The following is a 17,761-nucleotide window of genomic DNA, read 5'->3' on the forward strand; positions in this document are numbered from 1 at the left end:
GGATCGAGCGGTCGACATACACATCATCCACTTCAGCTTGAATCATCGTTAGTTCTGCATTGGACATGACGGCTTGAATGGTTTCAATCGGGTGCTTTAACGAGGTTTTCTCCAACAGGTCAATTTCTTCGGCAAAGGCCGGATAGCCCATTTTTAACTTTAAAATAAACCGGTCCAACTGCGCTTCTGGCAGTGGATAAGTCCCTTCATACTCAATCGGGTTCTGGGTTGCCATGACAAAGAATGGTTGGTTTAGTGTAATCGTGCGGCCGTCAACACTGACACTTTGCTCTTCCATCGCCTCAAGAAGTGCGGACTGGGTTTTCGGAGAGGTGCGGTTAATCTCATCCGCTAAAATAATATTCCCTAAAATCGGACCACCCCGGAATTCAAACTCCATTTCTTTCGGATTATATATGGAAATTCCAGTAACATCGGACGGAAGTAAGTCCGGGGTGAATTGAATCCGTTTAAAATCACAATCTAATGATTTCGCTAATGTCCGGACGAGCATCGTTTTCCCAACACCTGGAACATCCTCTAGTAGGACATGCCCCTTCGCAAGTAAAGCAACTAGGCTGAGGGTAATAACTTCCTCTTTCCCAATAATTACCTGGTTCATATTCTGAATGACTGGATTAATCTTTTCATTATAAACGATCACTTCTGCCATCTTATCCAACCCTCTCTCAACTTCTATATATCAAGCTATTGTTCTAGCATTTAGTATGTAACAGATTATTAGTAATTATACCATCACTATACAAAAAAAGAGTAGTGATGTAAAAGGAAGATAGCTGGATTTATTATAGTTCAGGGGACGCAAAAGAATGTAGGCTACAGGGTGAGGTTAGGATGTTAGAATTTGCGAGATTAGATCATCGGTATTCTAGCAAAGTAGCGAGAATCGGTGGCATTTGAGCGATTAAATCAGCCTTATTCAAGCGAAAGTGCGCAAAATCCGGGCATTCAAGCGATTAGAGAAGCGATAAGCATCCAAACAAGCATACTCGTCCACCTTCATAGATGTAAAAAACAAAAAAGCAGTGAACCATCACATCGTCCACTGCTTTCATCATTTATTTTACAAAATATGGATTCCCTTTCAATCCAATCCAGTGATCCGTCTGCTCGAGCTCGGAAGCAAGCTTCAGCAAGCGATGCTCCTCACCCTTCGAAGCAATCACTTGAACACCAAGCGGCAATCCTTCTTCCGATAAGTAAACAGGCAAGGACATCGCCGGCTGACCCGTCAAGTTAGCAAGCATGCCAAATGGCGTATAGGTCAAGCTCGGCAGGAACATATCGTAAACAAGCTGCTGTTGTTCGTCTTTCGTTCCTTTATGAATATCGCGCAGGAACGCCTCTTTCTTCTCCCCTGTCACTTCAAGCTGTCCAATTTTCGGAGCGATATCCGCTGTCGCAGGAGTAATATAGAAATCATACGTTTCATGCAGTGTCGCCATCTGAGCAGCTGCTGTATCCCAGGAAGCAAGACTTGCGGAGAAGTCTGCTCCGGAGATGGATTTTCCGGCAACATGCATCATCCAACCCTCAAGCTCGATATCATCTTCCGTCAACTCTCGACCGAGTGCCTGCTCCAAACCTTGCACGGTCATATTCATTTCACCGCTATTCATGATGTAGTAATCCTTCATCAATTGTATGCCATCTACACCATTCGTGCGTTCATCCACCTCATGCCCTTCCGACTCAAGCCAATTCACGACTTTCATGACGGCATTCTTCGCATCGTCTGACACCGGTGTGCCAACTGGAGACTCGGTGGTAAATGCAACTCGGAGCGGCTTTTTCTGACCGCCCTTCAAACTGTCCAAATAATGATCTACAAAAACAGGTGCATGGAAAGCCGCTTCTGGTTGGAACGTCTGCAACTGATCCATCATCGCTGCTGCGTCACGCACGGTTTTCGTCAGCATAAAGTTAATCGATGCACCTTGCCAGTCACGCCCTGCACCGGGACCAACTGGCATTCTTCCTCTTGTCGGCTTCAGACCAAATAATCCAGAGAAAGACGCCGGGATACGAATCGATCCCCCACCGTCACTCGCACCGGCAACAGGTACCACGCCGGAAGCAATTGCGGCTGCCGCTCCCCCGCTGGAACCACCCGGTGAATACTCGGGATTCCACGGGTTACGGGTTGGCCCATATAATTTTGGTTCGGTAATATTTTTTAAAGCAAATTCGGGTGTATTCGTATGCCCTAAAAATACAAACCCTGCTTCTCTTAGTTTTCTTACAAAATGAGATTCTACTTCAGCAACATAATTTGCAAGCAGTTTCGAGCCGGAGCTTAAAATTTCCCCGGGAAGTGATTGGGATACGTTTTTAAGCATCGTTGGCACACCGGCAAAGGGCGCCTTCCCTACTTCTATCTCTTCTGCTTCTGTTAATGCTTTGTCTTTCCGGATACTTGTTGCTAGATTCAAGTCTGGTTGGACTTCCTCCAAGCGATTCAGTGCTATTTCAGTTAATTCTTTCGGTGACACTTCTTTTCTTTCTAATAGTTCAGCTAAGCCTACTGCGTCATAGTGTACATATTCTTCTGTTTTCACTTCATCACCTCAAGTAAAAATTTGGCATTGCAACTTCACTATATCGTAATCTAGTCTTTTTTCAATATAAAAGCCTCTTTCTCTATGTCGACATAAAGAGAAAGGGGTGTTGGTTCCGTGATGCCTAATAGTCTTCTAAACTCGGCAGGGATTGTAATCGAACCTTTCGTTGAGACATACCGCTGATTTTTCTTGTCATCGAGGCCTGAATGGTAAATCCAAATTTCCTTTCCTTTTAGATGGATCTCAAGTAATGTACCCGGTTCAAAACCGAATTTTGTCCGTTCTTTTTTAGGCAGATTAATAATACCCGATTTATCGGATGCTCTCACTTTTTTCAGGAAAATCATACTGTTCACTCCTATGCTTCTTGGATTCCTGCTATACCAATATGAAAAAACTCACTCATTCCAATAGAACGCACAGGAAAAGAAATCTGTAAATGGATTATACAATGGGAAGTAGACGATCGAGTTGAATCGTGGATGCTGTTACATGACTATCATAAGCAAGAATGCTTACACCTAGACGTTCCGCCTCTTGTAAAGCCTCGTGAAAATGGGGGTCCATGACGCGATGTGACGTAAATGAATGACAGCCTTTCATCTGGATGACAAAAAGAACCGTCGCCTCATAGCCTTCTTGCACTGCTTGAATAAGTGTTTCCACATGCTTCGTTCCTCTTGTTGTCGGAGCATCAGGAAACATTGCAAGCCCGTCTTGTTCTAACGTGACACCTTTCACTTCGATAAAACCACCGCGCTCATCCCGGTAATAAAAAAGATCAAACCGACTGTTTCCGAAACGCGCCTCACGTTTCAAATCTCTTATTCCATGAAACTCTTTTATTTTTCCCGCGGCAAGTGCATCATAAACAAGCTTGTTCGGAATCTGTGAATCAATGTTAACCCAGCGTTCTTCCTTACGTGCTGCAATGATGGAAAAGCGGGTTTTCCGATTTGGATTATCTGAAGTTTCTAAAGAAAGCGGAACACCAGGCTTTAAAATTTCTGTTAAACGACCTGTATTTTTTATATGGACTTTTTCAAGTTCCCCATTAATATAAACTTCAGCGACAAAGCGGTTTAACTTCTTCGCAAAAATTCCTTCCACGACCTTCCCGTACTTCATCTCTACACATCCAATCCACTTGGGTTCCTATAAAATATTTCTAATTCCTCATTTTAGCATATCATGTTCTGCTCATTAGAGAAATTTTCATCACGTATTAACGGTCTGTAATACCCCCACTTCTAAACATGAGGGAAGCCCATTATGTGAGGGGTGGGGATAACAGTTCGTAAATCCCTGATTCTGTTCAACTAACATTCAGTGGGGAGAAGGGATCCCCACTGAATGAAGTTTCACTTTATGGAGTAAGTATTTGTATTTAGCAATCTTTCCGCTTATGATAGTACTATATATTTTCTGTAAAACTCTGACAACTCAACTGGGAGAATGGAGGAATCCATCTTGATGACCTATACGATTGAAAAAACAAATACGAAAATTATTCCGCTGGAAGTGCCAGCACCTAATACGTTAAAGAGCATTAACTTTTATTTACTTCAAAAAAATGACCGGACGTTTTTAATCGATGCTGGCCTTGATAAAGATACCTACTGGGAATACTTACAGCAATCCATGCAAGCAAACGGCATCCGGTTCCGTGATTTGACGGCAATTTTATTAACGCATCATCACTTCGACCACGTGGGGCTTGTTCACCGGATTTCTAAAGAATACGATACTCCGGTCTATATCCACCCCTACGCACTACCGAAGATAAAAGGAGACCCGGAATTTTTATATAAAAACTATACATTCTTCGCTGATTTACTGAATAAATTAAATACTGGAGAATTCGGAGCAGAACAGGTAAAGGCTAGATACAAGCGGCAAATGAACAATCCGAAAACAGCTTTAAACTGGAATGTGAAAGCAATTGAATCAAGTACACTATTCGACTTTGAAGTGATTGAAATCCCCGGACATGCGCCGGATCAAGTTGCGTTTTATTTACCAGAAGAAAGTATTATCTTCATCGGGGATTTATTAATCGATCATTTAAGGAGTAACGCCTTTGTCGAACCAGCACTGGATGGGACCCGAATCCCTGCCCTTACGCAACACGTAGCTTCGCTTGAAAAAATTATCGAGCTCAATCCGGAAACTGCCCTTTCTGGACATGGGAAGGTCATCTATGAACCTGCTAAACTAGCAAAGAGAAGGCTTGATGCGATTGAAGCAAAAGCAAAAAGCATCAAGTCCATCATCGAAGCAGGCATTACAACCGGAAGGGAAATCGTGAAAAAACGGCACCCAAACAAATACGAAGATATCTTCTTCACGCTCATGTCCGACACGCTAAGCTTCCTCGACTACCTCGAAACAAAAGGCCAACTAACCAAAAAAGAAAAAAACGGAATCTGGCACTGGGACACGGGGTCAGAGAATTTGTCCCAAAAACACTACGGTAAATGGCAATGAAAGGAGTCTACACATTGGAACAACTATTACAACATTTAAAAGAAAACTTAACAGAAGATCAGGTAACAACGAATAAAACCGTAAGAGAATTACATGGTCGCGACGAAACATATCTTGCAGAGAGTCTACCGGACGTTGTCGTCTATCCGAAATCAACAGCAGACGTTGCCCACATTATTAAAGTTGCCCAAAAGTTTAATACACCTGTCACCCCTTTTGGAGTCGGGTCCAGCCTAGAAGGTCATATCATTCCGTACAAAAACGGAATCACAATTGACTTCTCTTTAATGAATAAAATCTTAGAAATTAAAGCTGAAGACTTGCTCGTGAAGGTCCAGCCTGGTGTGACGAGGGAACAGCTCAATAAAGAACTGAAAAAACACGGATTGTTCTTCACCGTCGATCCAGGAGCAAACGCAACACTTGGAGGTATGGCTGCAACGAATGCAAGTGGTACAACTTCTGTTAAGTATGGTGTGATGCGAGACCAAGTGAGAGATATGGAAGTTGTTCTTGCAGATGGCAGCATTATCCATACAGGAAGCTTAGCAACGAAATCATCTTCCGGCTATCATCTGAACGGACTTTTCGTCGGGTCGGAAGGTACACTCGGCTGTTTCACGGAATTAACATTGCAAGTATACGGAATTCCTGAGCATATTGTAGCAGCCCGCGCGGTATTCCCGGATCTCTCCGATGCTTTCCAGGCTGTAACATCAATTTTACAAGCTGGTATTCCGATTGCACGGGTAGAATTTGTCGATGAAGCATCGATCGTTCAATTAAATAAATTCAGTGATACAGATTACCCGGCAGTCCCGACACTTTTCCTTGAGTTCCATGGAAATGCAGAAGGTCTCAAGGCAGACCTCGCCTTTGCAAAAGAAATTATGGAAGATCAGGGCTGTCAGGAGTTTATTTCTGAATCGGATACAGCAGCCCGCAATCACTTATGGGAAGCCCGTCATAACTTGGCCTATGCCTTTGCTCATGATTATCCAGGTAAAAAAATGATGCTCACCGATGTAGCCGTACCGATTTCGGAACTAGCGAATGCTGCAATTTATGCACGACAGGAAGTTGATAAATTAGGGATACCGGGCGGAATTGTTGGGCACGTAGGGGACGGAAATTTCCATTCCATACTAATGATTGATTTGGATAACGAAGAGGAGATCAGGAAGGCAAAAGAATTCAACAAAAACATTGTTCTCTATGCGCTGGAACGCGGTGGAACTTGTACGGGTGAACATGGTGTCGGGATTGGGAAAAAGCCATACCAAGAGCAAGAACATGGTGCTTCTCTTGAAATAATGAAGCAGATTAAGAAGACATTAGACCCGAATAACATCTTAAATCCAATGAAGATTGTAGATATCGATTAAGCGAAAGAAACGCATCGCAGCGGCTCAAACCCTTGAACCGTTGTGATGCGTTTTACTTTTCTCTAACCTATAAGATATATTTATCGATTTCTTTCACAAGGTCGACAAGCTGCGGTTTACTCACTTGTGCACTTGCTCCGACCTTTTCCCCCTTATGATATAAATCATCCGTGATCAGGGAGGAGAAAATAATGACCGGGATACCTTTCAGACGATTATTTTGCTTAATCCGGTGGGTCAGATGATGCCCGTCCATCTGGGGCATTTCAATATCTGTCAGTACAAGCTGCACGATTTCTTCGGGATCGACCGTTTGATCCTTCGCAAGTACTTCCAAATACTCCCAAGCTTCCTTCCCGTTTTGAAAAACTGTCACATTATCATAGCCGGATTTTTCCAATGTATCTTTAAGCAATGCCCGCAATACACCTGAGTCTTCTGCGAGAATGATTTTTTTCATCGTGCGTTCCCTCGGCCCTAACGCCTTAATACTGTCCACATTCCCGCCTAATTCCGGATTAATTTCGACGACGATTTTCTCAATATCAAGGAAGACCGCGAGCGTGTCATCATGAAGTTTAATCAAGCCTGTCGCATACGGTTGGTTGCCTGTGGCGAGTTCGCTTGGCTTCTCAATTTGCTCCCAGGAAATCCGGTTGATACGCTTCACTTTATGCACCCGAAAGGCAATCTTGATCTGGTTTAGTTCGGCGATAATAAAATGATCTTGCTCTGGATTTATCGAATCCTCTTTATTTACAATGTCTGAAAGCTTGACTACAGGTATGATTTCTCCCCTCAAGTGGATGACACCTTCTACATAGTCAGGAGCTTTCGGAATGCTTGTAATCGGAATAGGAGTGATGATTTCCCGCGTTTTCAGCACATTAATCGCAAAGGTTTCATCCCCTAATTCGAAAAGGATAATTTCCAGTTCATTCGTTCCGCTTTCTAATAAAATTCCATTGTTTATACTTTTTGTCATACCGATTCTCCTATCTCCAATACGTGAGATATTTTACACTATATTTTACGGTGTTACCACCATATTTTCAATCGATATTGACATGAAGCATTTTATATATCAAAATCCCATCGCTGTGACATGGTAAATTCTAGAATTTTTTTCATAATATGCAGCTCCCCCACCTGATGGAAATAGCTTTTTCCAGAAATCTGATTCATTACGATGTATGTTCCGCGAGACGTGAATTGGCGCTTTCTCTCATTTGCTTTTTCCGCTCGGTCATTCTTAAATAAAGGTTATTGCCGAGTAAGGAGACGATGATGAACAATGTACCGATATAATCATACGCTGTCAGGCTAGTGCCTTGGATAAATGAAATGGTCAGTGTTGTGATTGGTACAAAGTTAATGAATAATAGCGCATTAATCGGTGACAAGATCGTTACCCCGACGTTCCAGCCTACAAGTGCAATAACTCCGGGGAAAATTGTCATAAATGCCAAATGTGGACTTGTCACAACGAGCGTCTCAACCGTTGGAACTGAAACATAGCCGGTAAATGTTAAGATAGCAACGATAACTACCGCAGTTCCTGTCCCTAGCAAACAACTTAACGTGGAATAGCGTAATGCAGACCAACCAGCAAACCGCGGTCCCCCCATCGTATAGACAACCCAGCCAATCACTGCAATTAATATTAACAAGGATGGAAACATATTGCTCGTTGCGCCGAGGAATGATTGGATATCTCCCTTTGTAATAACCAATACCGCCCCGACAAAAGCAAGAACGACGAATCCTAAAGTAAGACTTTTCGGTAAGCTTTTATATAGCAAGGAGACGATCACGATGGAGATCATCGGCATTAATGCTTCCATGACCGAAGCAACCATGATTCCAGACTCCCCTAATAAGTCTTCTCCCCAGAAGATCAGCAAATTATAAATGGTAAATGCCATTGTACCGAAAAACCATAGTTGCTTTCCATTTCCTTCCAAACGGAAAGCCTGCTTCCCTTCTTTCCATAATAAAAACGCCACTAAAATGACGCTTACACCTACATAACGAATAATCGTAAAATAAAATGGATCGATATGTTGAAACGCCGAATGAGCAACTGGGAACATCGCACCCCAGGAAGCCGCGGCGATAAAACAAAGAATCGCTCCAAACCACAAACTCTTTCTCATTACTGCCCTTTTCCCCTCTCTTTATCTATTCTATTACGATTGTCTAATACTGTAGGTATCTTGTAAAACGAATTAAAATGATGACATCCATCACTTTAAGTGATACCATTGAGTTGCTATAAGATTGAGGGGGAAAGCCATGGAATTAAAGGATCTGGAAATATTCCAAGTTGTGGCGAAGAAAGGGACGATTACAGCTGCAGCGAAAGAACTTCGCTACGTCCAATCCAATATCACATCTCGGATTCAGAAATTGGAAGAAGAATTGAACACACCTTTATTTAATCGCCACCATCGCGGCATGACTCTGACACCGGAAGGAAAAAAGCTTTTGACATATAGTGAGGACATTACGTTGCTCGCCAAGGAAATGAAAAAAGCAGTGCAAAGTAAAGAAGAACCTGCCGGGAGACTCGAAATTGGCACAATCGAAACAGTCTTTCAACTGCCGAATATCCTTGCTTCTTTCGTTAAAAAGTACAAAAATGTCAATTTGTCGCTATATTCCGGAGTGACCGACCATTTGGAAAAACAAGTATTGGACCACCAGTTGGACGGTGCCTTTGTGACGGCGGGGAATTTCTCTCCAGAAATTGTGGCGCATGAAGTGATTGAAGAGGAACTTGTACTCATCGCCCACCACCAAGCGGATTTGACCGATGCAATCCAGGAAGAGCCGGTTCTTTGTTTTTCAAAAGGATGTGGATACCGGGCCCGTCTGGAGTCTTGGTATGAGGATGAGAATATTCATCCGAAGAAAATTATGGAGTTCGGTACATTGGAGACGATCCTCCGTAGTGTTGTCGTCGGACTGGGGATTGCCTTTGTTCCGAGATCATCCGTAAGTCATTTAGAAGAAAGTGGGCTGATCTCCTGTTATTCTTTACCGGATGCATATAGTAAAGTGAAAACAATGTTCATTCGGAGAGAAGATACATTCCTTACAAATACATTGCAGAAGTTTATTGAAACAATTGAAACGAATAAAGATATGGAGATTCATTCGCTTAAATATTAATACGAAAGACAGTTTTGCTAGTCATTATATTTACCTACTTTAAAATCTTACTACCTTCTTTAACTATTTTAATTGACTATAATTAGTAGTCCTAATAATCCTATAACGCAAACTGTACCAATTATACCTAAGACATTTAAGACTTTATTTATTTTCTGTTTCTCTTTAAATATTTTGCAGAGTATAAAGTAAACCCCAATGCCTACCATTCCACCTAATGTATTACCTATAAAATCTGTGATATCAGATGCACCAATGGCAAATACGAATTGAAATACTTCAAACAACAAACTTACACTCGCTATTGGTGCAATTTTTTTCAAAAACGACCAATTTGGCTTCAACATGCTCAAATAAATTCCAAAAGGTATAAAAATAATGATGTTTAAAATAATCTCATCAAAATCAATTTGATTATTAATAATCGTCAAATCTGCAAAAGGTACTATATTAATATTTCTCATGTAAGGCAATTCATAAGAAGATAAAGCCATTTTAAACAAGATAATCCAAGTTAATGCAAGCAGGTAGATAACTAGAAGACTAATAGTTATTACCCGTTGACGCCTTTTGATCTTTTCCACATTAAGCCGCTCCATCTGCTACCACCTTTTCCATTGTAAGAAGCATCGTACGGAGATAAACACTATACCCTGCTCCACCATTAAAACTACTCTCCCTAAATCTACTACCAGGTGTGGGACTTGCAGTCCGTAAATACCTGATTCTGTTCAACTAACATTCAGTGGGGGGGAAGGGTCCCCCACTAGATGAAGTTTCACTTTATCTAAGTCCATCATCCATATGGGCAAATCCGATGTCTGTATCAACCGCTCCGTAAACTTTCGATGTTGCTATATTTTCTCCCCGAAGCCAGCGAGAGAAATCAAATATAGTTGGTTCCCGATTTTCTCCAAGCGCAAGCCACGCTTGTTTTTCTTTTGGTAAATACGCAGACGTATGAATTGTTCCGGCCCAGCTTTTATATTGTTTGGAAAATACACCTTGCTCCGGATCATTCATAAAATGGAAGGCTTCCGCTACACTACCAAGAACTTCTTTTTCTGATATTTTTTCCAACCGGGCTTCAGAATCAACTAAATGCTGACGGTTCTCTTCTTTCAGGATTTCAAAATGGTTCGTACAGCTCTGCGCGCTCCGAACTGCCACACCTCGGGGACTTGTTTCAATGATGAATGTTTCTTCATTTGGGTCTAGTACGATATAGCTGAAACTATGTCGGTGCGGGATTTCTTTTAGAAAATCAAGCGTTTCTTCGACTGTAGCACAAGTCTCAAGAAGCATCCGGCCGATCATCCAGCAAACAAATCCTGCGCCGGGCTTTTTCCGATTAATTGCATTATATCCCATTACAAGACCTTTCTCATTCATGCCATCCATCCGACCGGTTATTCTCTGGGCAGGTCCGATTGTTGCGTATCCTGTATCAGTCGGCTCGTAAATATGATATCTGCCCTCATATGTTTTTGGATGGAAATCATAATTTCGCACCATAAAGTTTTTCCCGGTCACGATGGAACAGCCGCTTTTTTCAATGGGCAAGCGGTAGCCGGAAAAATCTCGCAAAATGATAGACATCGGGTGTTGCAATGCATCTTTCAACCCCTCAAGTTCTTCCCAAATTCCAGGTGCATATTTTGTAAGCATCTCTTTCGTTTCTTGTTCCTTTGCTGTAAACCTTGGCTGGCGCACTTTCCAGATCCGCTCCCGGTTTTTCATGATCAAGGAATCTTTGATTTGTTCACCGAGCATGAAGCCATAATCATAATGCGAACCACGAAACTGCACCACATCACTATAAATCCGCTTCAATCGTTTCCCTCCTCTATTACCATTGTACTTGAAAAGGGCTTCCGGGTCAGCCACGGGATATTGATACGCTTGGTCTGTGACCTGGAACGTTAAGATTACGCTAGGGCGGGAGCTATAGAGTCCAGTCACCTGACTTCACATGAAAATGGATTTTGATCAGAGTTGTCAGTAACCTAGAGCGCTAGTATTTTGCCGAGACGGGCATTGACAGGTCATTTCTGTGCTTTAACAAAGCCGTAAAAAGTAGTGGCTGGCACTAACAACTCTCATCATTACCCAACAATCATTCTCAAACAAAAAAACAGACACTGATCAACCGGATCAGTGCCCAATACATAAGCTATTTAGACCGCAAGTGGGACAAATGCTCTGACCCCCGTGTCCCACTTCCTCTGACCCCCGTGTCCCACTTCGATTACTTGCCGCGTTCTTGCATTCTTTCGTGTTCGCCTAGTGTGGAAATGTCGATTCCTTTCATGGCGGTGCCTAATTCTTTGGACAGTTGGCCGATTAATTCATAATCCTCGTAATTTGCTGTTGCTTGGACGATTGCTTTGGCGAATTTCTCTGGGTTTTCCGATTTGAAAATTCCTGAACCGACAAATACACCATCTGCACCAAGCTCCATCATTAATGCGGCGTCTGACGGAGTTGCAACTCCTCCTGCTGCATAGTTGGATACCGGTAATCTACCCGCTTCTTTAATTTGTTTTAAAATTTCATAAGGGGCACCAAGAAGTTTTGCCTCGGTCATTAATTCATCATCGCTCATCACAGAAACTTTTCGCACCTGTGCTTGAACTTGGCGCATATGACGGACAGCTTCTACAATGTTTCCAGTTCCAGGTTCACCTTTCGTACGAATCATTAAGGCACCTTCCCCGATTCGGCGAGCAGCTTCACCTAAATCTCTTGCACCACAAACAAATGGTACGGTAAAATCACTTTTCAGCAAATGGAATTCTTCATCTGCAGGTGTGAGCACCTCACTTTCATCGATGAAATCTGCTCCAAGTCCTTCTAGCACACGAGCTTCTACAATATGACCGATTCGAGCTTTTGCCATTACCGGAATATTTACAGCCTGGATTACTTCTTCGACAATGCGTGGGTCTGCCATCCGAGCTACTCCGCCTGCTTTTCGTATGTCTGAAGGCACACGCTCTAATGCCATGACCGCAATCGCACCGCTTTCTTCCGCGATTTTTGCCTGCTCCGCATTAACGACGTCCATGATGACCCCGCCTGTTTTAATCTTCTCCAATACTTCTGCATGTTTTGTCAGTCCTTGAATTGCCAAATGGACCACTCCTTTGATTTATTAGAATTTTAGTTTATTATAAGAGTATAGTGACACCATTAAAAGAACCAGATTATTAACTTTTGACAGGGTCAGATTGTAAGGAGGTCCCTAAATGAATATGTTAACTTGTCATTTAGAGCGAGAAAGTGAGATCCCGCTCTATGAACAATTATATAATTTTATAAAAAAAGAAATTATGGAAGGAAGAATTACGTATGGTTCGAAGCTTCCATCCAAACGGAAGCTCGCGGATTTTTTAAAGATAAGTCAGAACACGATTGAACAAGCTTACGATCAATTAGTCGCGGAAGGTTATATTGAGGCAAAACCAAGAAAAGGCTATTTCGTCCTCGCCTCGGAAGACCTCGAATATGTACAGCCAGCACGAACCATTCAGGAATACCAAATCGAAAAGAAACAAATCCGTTATGACTTCCATCCGAGCTGGATCGATACCGAGCATTTTCCCTTTGCCAAATGGCGGAAGTACGCGAAAGATATTATAACGAAGGACAATCAAGAATTACTTCTCATGGGAGATCCGCAGGGAGAGCTTCATTTAAGAGAGGAAATCGCGACTTATATTTATCAAGCCCGCGGGGTACAATGCTCTCCCGACGACATCATTCTCGGCGCTGGAATTGAGATACTACTGCAACAATTTATCCTGCTTATGGGGAGTAAGACTACTTATGGCGTGGAAGATCCTGGTTATCATGTCATGTCTCGAATGCTCAAGCACTATCCGAATAAAGTGTATCCTTTGCAGGTCGATAACGATGGGGTAAAAATTGGTGAACTCGAGCGAACACCAATTGATATTATGTACGTCACCCCGTCCCGGCAATTCCCTTTTGGTTCCGTACTTTCAGCCAACCGCAGGATTAAATTGCTGAACTGGGCAACGGAGAAGGATGACCGCTATATTATTGAAGATGATTATGACAGTGAATTCCGCTATACCGGTAAATCGATTCCATCCCTGCAAAGTCTTGATCAGAATGAAAAGGTCGTCTATCTTGGCACCTTTTCCAAATCCCTGATTCCGTCCATTCGAATCAGCTATATGGTGCTCCCGAAGCACTTAATGAAATTTCACAGGAAAAAGCTATCTTATTTCCAATGCTCGGTCTCTCGTATTGACCAGCATATCCTCGCACAATTTATGAAAGAAGGCGATTTTGAAAGACATCTTAACCGGATGCGAAATGTGTACCGGCGGAAAATGGAATTGACCTTAGAAACACTTGCATCGTATCAAGATTTCGTTGAGGTAATCGGGGACTTATCCGGCTTTCATGTTGTTTTGAAAATAAAAAACGGAATGTCGGAAGCAACACTCGTTGAAAAAGCTTATCAAGCAGATTTAAAAATATACCCGCTTTCCTTTTATGTGATGGAAGAGCAGTTCGGTGCGGAACCGATTATTTTGCTCGGATTTGCGAGCATACCCGAGACAGAATTGGAGGAAGCGATTCAGTTGTTGATGGGTTGCTGGGAAACTCAGAAATAAGCCCTTGTTTACCAATATATAGCGAGGAGGGATTGCTTTATGGACAAAGAATCGTACAAACGTCGAAAGCAAATGTTGTATCCACGTGACAATCTGAATGCCGTTGGGATGGATTAGCTGGAAAACAAGGATTTACTATTGAAGAACTTGATAACTTGATGATGCGGATCATTTTTGAAGCGAGAGATGAAAAAATCAAGTAATCAGTATTCAAAAGTAAAATAAAAATATTAACTCACTTGCTAATGTATAAACGTGACATTCGAAAACACTACGAACTGTCACGTTTTCTGTTTTACTTGAAAACCATTCCCTTCACACCCCCACCCCTTATCGGTACAATAGAAGTAAGAAGCAATATAAATGAAGGAGGATTCCACCATGCGATGCGGTGAAAAATGTTTTCGCGTAACAATTGAGAAAGATAATGAAACAAAAAGTATCCCCGTTTACGCCAGAACACAAATCGAAGCAAGAAGAGCGGTCCGCCGAAAATACGGTAAGGAAATTGTCATTCGTACCGTCCGAAAATAAATGCTTGAATGAGCACGAATTTTACCTGAATTGGTTCATCATACATACTCCTCGCTGACACCTCTTTTTCCCTAGTTAACTACCTATCCCTTCCATATATTTAAGCACTAAGCACCTTTCAGACTCGCCTAAATTGTCGTATTATTAAAACGAGTTTATCCAGAGAAAGGGTGCTTGCATGCTAAAGAAAATAAAAATACTTACTTATCCACTTATGCTTTTATTTATTCTCCTTTTACTAAGCGCATGCGGGGATGATGATACGAATGAAGCAGAGAAATCTGAACCGGATGATCCAGACACGGCTGACGTAGAAGAAGATACAGGAAACGATGAAAGTAATAAGAGCGTTACTACCGGGGAAGCTGCTTTCACTGCGTTAGAAAATCTGGAAGCAACAGCTATTACAGATGGGGATTTTGAAGCCGTAATGATTGAGGAGGGCCCGTCTCCAAATAACTACTATCATTCCATCGCCAGTAACGGTCTCCTTATCATGGAAGATAATGATACTAGTCTCTATATGGATTATTTAGAAGGGACATGGGGAGGCTTAACAACTTCGATTGAGTCGTTGGAAAGTGATGCGGAAAAAGGTAGAATTACCCATTCAAACAACAGCTATACCGAAATACTTGATGAAAAATATTATTTTATAAGTTCTCTCCCAATTGGTGATAACGAATTTGACAGGGAAAACGCCTTATTAGAATTAGATATGGAGTCAAGGGAAATTAGAGAAATCCTGCCTGAAGAAGGATTCAACACCATTGCAAAAAATGGGGACACTCTTTTTGTCGGAACGGATGAGCGTATTTATGCAATTGACCTTGAGACGAACGAAATTCTTTGGGAAAATGACGATGGAATTAGCAGTAGTTGGTTTCCACAGTTTTCTCTGACAGATAATAATATCGTCTTCTCCAGTTGGGAAATCCTTGAAGTGTACTCCCAGGAAACAGGAGAACTCATTTACGAAGATGAAGGTTTCTTCTATGATGTCGCAACGGATGGCGATATGTTTTATGGTCTAATGAATGTTTCAGACTACGGTGATGGGGAAATTCAAATCATTTCTTTCCATGAAGAAGATGGAAGGCAGGAAGAACTGACAGAGGCCGCCCCTATTGACCACGTCTATGATGAAAATAATGTTACACTTGATTTAATCAATAATCGCTTCTTTGTTAAAGTAGAGAACGGTATTTTAGCCTATGACGCAAGCTCATATGACCATCTTTGGACTGATGCTTACGGAACAATTGACGATCAAGATACGAATGATGATTTCAGTTATTATATGTACAGCGCTTATTCGGATGATTATATCTACATATACACCGAGGCATTAGGTAGCGCAAGCACGGATTCAAAAAACCTATTCAGTGTACTTGACGCAGCAACTGGAGAAGTACTAGAACACTATCATCTTGGAAGTGATGCGGCAGCCGGACCATTTCTTGACGAAGCGACTGGAAAGGTCATGATATACTACAATGAAGGTGACACATCCACTGCTTACATTCGCGACATTCAGTAAGTTTTCTAGTACGAACCTAAATTTAGGCAGAGTTGTTTTTGGGTTTATGACCAAATACAGCTCTGCCTTTTTCCAGTTATAAAAATTGACCATCTTCATATATATAATGGATAACAAGAATGGAGGAATCCATATGAAAGCAATTAGTGCTATTCTAATGGACTATCCGAGTTCCGCGCATCTTCACCGAGCATTAACCTCACTTTATAACATTAATTCCCAGCTACATTCCGTCACAATCCTGCAAGAAAAAGATATTCACCTTCCCATGCCTAAGAAGCAAAGCATGCTCCCAAATCCAGTTGTTCACACCTACCAACCAAATGGATTTGGAAAGCTTCTAAATGAAGTAATAGCACAACAAAAAAGTGAATACATCCTTTTTCTAAAACAGTCCGAGTATCTTTCTCCTAAAATCACAAATGAAGCACTCCAGTTGAACTCCTCCCAGGCGGTCATGCAGCATAACTACTCCCTAAAGCATATTTCGCTGCCCTTCCCCCTCCTCGTCCGGACAGCATATTTACAGAATCATCCCTTTCTACTGGATCATCAGCTCCCTTTCAAAGATGCACTCTTTTCTGCATGGCTTTCCACTATGGATGATGCAGTGGTAGTAGACAAAAAAGACCTAATAAAGCGGGCAACAGAAAGTACAACACGCGACCGGATCGAAAAGCTCCAACTGCTTGAAAAATATCACTACAAGAAAACCTCTACGGAACACCCAAGCCTCACCATTCTCATGGCAAACTATAATATGGAAAACTATGTGGAAGCCGCAATAACATCATGTCTTTTCCAAACCGAAAGGCCAGAACAAATTTGCATCATCGATGATGGTTCAACGGATGACTCCTATAAACACATACAAAACTGGCGACATGAGCCCGTAATCCAATTATTCACCAAGGAGAATGCGGGAAAAGCAAAGGCACTCAATGATTTACTGCCTTATGTTACTTCTGATTTTATTTTAGAGCTCGATGCAGACGACTGGCTTGACGCGGATGCTGTTTCTGTAATCAAAAGTCATCTCCCTCATCTACCTGAAGATGTTGCTGTCTTATATGGTAATTTCAGACGTTGGAAGCAGCGAGAAGGGAATATTCTGTTCAAAAGTATAACGACAGGAAGACCGGTTCATGAAAGAAAGGATTTACTGTCTTATCACTTCCCGCTTGGTCCACGAATCTACCGGACGGCTTCATTAAAAGCAATCGGCGGGTTTCCCATTGTTCCTTTTAAAAATGGCAGGTTGTTTGAAGATGTAAGTGTGCTAAACCGTTTAATCACAACGTATCGTTTGCAATATGAAAATTTCACCGTTTATAATATTAGGGAACATAAGGAAAGTATTACACGAAAAAACAAGAAGCAGTGGTATGAATTTTTAAATTACTTATAAAT

16 protein-coding genes are annotated in these 17,761 nt (G+C 41.9%); 7 read left to right on the forward strand and 9 right to left on the reverse strand.

Translation table 11 applies throughout. The features are described 5' to 3' along the window. The 4 genes from IEX94_RS08615 to sfsA form a co-directional block, all read right to left on the reverse strand. Nucleotides 1-673, reverse strand: a 673-nt coding sequence (locus tag IEX94_RS08615) for an AAA family ATPase (RefSeq protein ID WP_229782632.1), incomplete at its 3' end; no start/stop codon positions are given. Nucleotides 674-1,079: 406 nt separating this feature from the next. Then, nucleotides 1,080-2,579 carry an amidase gene (locus IEX94_RS08620; RefSeq protein WP_188856843.1) on the reverse strand — a complete coding sequence of 500 codons (1,500 nt, stop codon included), beginning with the start codon at nucleotides 2,577-2,579 and terminating at the stop codon, nucleotides 1,080-1,082. A gap of 50 nt (nucleotides 2,580-2,629) precedes the next feature. Beyond that, complete coding sequence (locus IEX94_RS08625) at nucleotides 2,630-2,929, reverse strand: AbrB/MazE/SpoVT family DNA-binding domain-containing protein (protein ID WP_156857953.1); 300 nt, start codon at nucleotides 2,927-2,929, stop codon at nucleotides 2,630-2,632. A gap of 97 nt (nucleotides 2,930-3,026) precedes the next feature. Beyond that, the gene (gene sfsA, locus IEX94_RS08630; RefSeq protein ID WP_188856844.1) at nucleotides 3,027-3,710 is read right to left on the reverse strand and encodes a DNA/RNA nuclease SfsA; all 684 of its coding nucleotides are present in this window, start codon (nucleotides 3,708-3,710) and stop codon (nucleotides 3,027-3,029) included. Between the two features lie 345 nt (nucleotides 3,711-4,055). Between sfsA and IEX94_RS08635 the strand changes: the two genes are divergently transcribed. Beyond that, complete coding sequence (locus IEX94_RS08635) at nucleotides 4,056-5,069, forward strand: MBL fold metallo-hydrolase (RefSeq protein WP_229782646.1); 1,014 nt, start codon at nucleotides 4,056-4,058, stop codon at nucleotides 5,067-5,069. Then, a complete protein-coding gene (locus IEX94_RS08640; RefSeq protein WP_188856922.1) occupies nucleotides 5,066-6,454 on the forward strand; it encodes an FAD-binding oxidoreductase in 1,389 nt (462 codons plus the stop codon). The genes IEX94_RS08635 and IEX94_RS08640 overlap by 4 nt, the downstream gene beginning before the upstream one ends. A 67-nt stretch (nucleotides 6,455-6,521) precedes the next feature. On the opposite strand, the gene IEX94_RS08645 is transcribed toward IEX94_RS08640, so the two are convergent. Continuing rightward, on the reverse strand, nucleotides 6,522-7,439 hold the full coding sequence (locus IEX94_RS08645) for a chemotaxis protein (protein WP_188856846.1): 918 nt from the start codon (nucleotides 7,437-7,439) through the stop codon (nucleotides 6,522-6,524). 199 nt (nucleotides 7,440-7,638) lie between these two features. Continuing rightward, entirely contained in the window at nucleotides 7,639-8,610 is a 972-nt protein-coding gene (locus IEX94_RS08650; RefSeq protein ID WP_188856847.1) for a DMT family transporter, read from the reverse strand. A 139-nt stretch (nucleotides 8,611-8,749) separates the two neighbouring features. Between IEX94_RS08650 and IEX94_RS08655 the strand changes: the two genes are divergently transcribed. Then, the gene (locus tag IEX94_RS08655) at nucleotides 8,750-9,628 is read left to right on the forward strand and encodes a LysR family transcriptional regulator (RefSeq protein ID WP_188856848.1); all 879 of its coding nucleotides are present in this window, start codon (nucleotides 8,750-8,752) and stop codon (nucleotides 9,626-9,628) included. A 68-nt stretch (nucleotides 9,629-9,696) separates the two neighbouring features. Here the strand turns inward: IEX94_RS08655 and IEX94_RS08660 are convergent, their stop codons facing one another. The 3 genes from IEX94_RS08660 to pdxS form a co-directional block, all read right to left on the reverse strand. Next, entirely contained in the window at nucleotides 9,697-10,227 is a 531-nt protein-coding gene (locus IEX94_RS08660; protein ID WP_229782633.1) for a VanZ family protein, read from the reverse strand. Between the two features lie 184 nt (nucleotides 10,228-10,411). Further along, nucleotides 10,412-11,461, reverse strand: a complete 1,050-nt coding sequence (locus IEX94_RS08670; protein WP_188856850.1) for a C45 family autoproteolytic acyltransferase/hydrolase — start codon at nucleotides 11,459-11,461, stop codon at nucleotides 10,412-10,414. Nucleotides 11,462-11,876: 415 nt separating this feature from the next. Further along, on the reverse strand, nucleotides 11,877-12,761 hold the full coding sequence (gene pdxS / locus IEX94_RS08675; protein ID WP_255454389.1) for a pyridoxal 5'-phosphate synthase lyase subunit PdxS: 885 nt from the start codon (nucleotides 12,759-12,761) through the stop codon (nucleotides 11,877-11,879). 115 nt (nucleotides 12,762-12,876) lie between these two features. Here pdxS and pdxR point away from each other — a divergent pair, with 115 nt between their 5' ends. The 4 genes from pdxR to IEX94_RS08695 all read left to right on the forward strand — a co-directional run bounded on the left by pdxR (nucleotide 12,877) and on the right by IEX94_RS08695 (nucleotide 17,759). Further along, nucleotides 12,877-14,277, forward strand: coding sequence for a MocR-like pyridoxine biosynthesis transcription factor PdxR (pdxR, locus tag IEX94_RS08680; RefSeq protein WP_188856851.1), 1,401 nt, complete (start codon nucleotides 12,877-12,879; stop codon nucleotides 14,275-14,277). Nucleotides 14,278-14,658: 381 nt separating this feature from the next. Continuing rightward, complete coding sequence (locus IEX94_RS08685) at nucleotides 14,659-14,811, forward strand: hypothetical protein (protein WP_188856852.1); 153 nt, start codon at nucleotides 14,659-14,661, stop codon at nucleotides 14,809-14,811. A gap of 178 nt (nucleotides 14,812-14,989) precedes the next feature. Further along, nucleotides 14,990-16,351, forward strand: coding sequence for a PQQ-binding-like beta-propeller repeat protein (locus tag IEX94_RS08690; protein ID WP_188856853.1), 1,362 nt, complete (start codon nucleotides 14,990-14,992; stop codon nucleotides 16,349-16,351). A gap of 133 nt (nucleotides 16,352-16,484) precedes the next feature. Next, complete coding sequence (locus IEX94_RS08695) at nucleotides 16,485-17,759, forward strand: glycosyltransferase family 2 protein (protein WP_188856854.1); 1,275 nt, start codon at nucleotides 16,485-16,487, stop codon at nucleotides 17,757-17,759. The last annotated feature ends 2 nt before the right edge of the window (nucleotides 17,760-17,761 follow it).

It is taken from the genome of Oceanobacillus indicireducens (genome assembly GCF_014647195.1).
GTDB lineage: Bacteria > Bacillota > Bacilli > Bacillales > Amphibacillaceae > Oceanobacillus > Oceanobacillus indicireducens.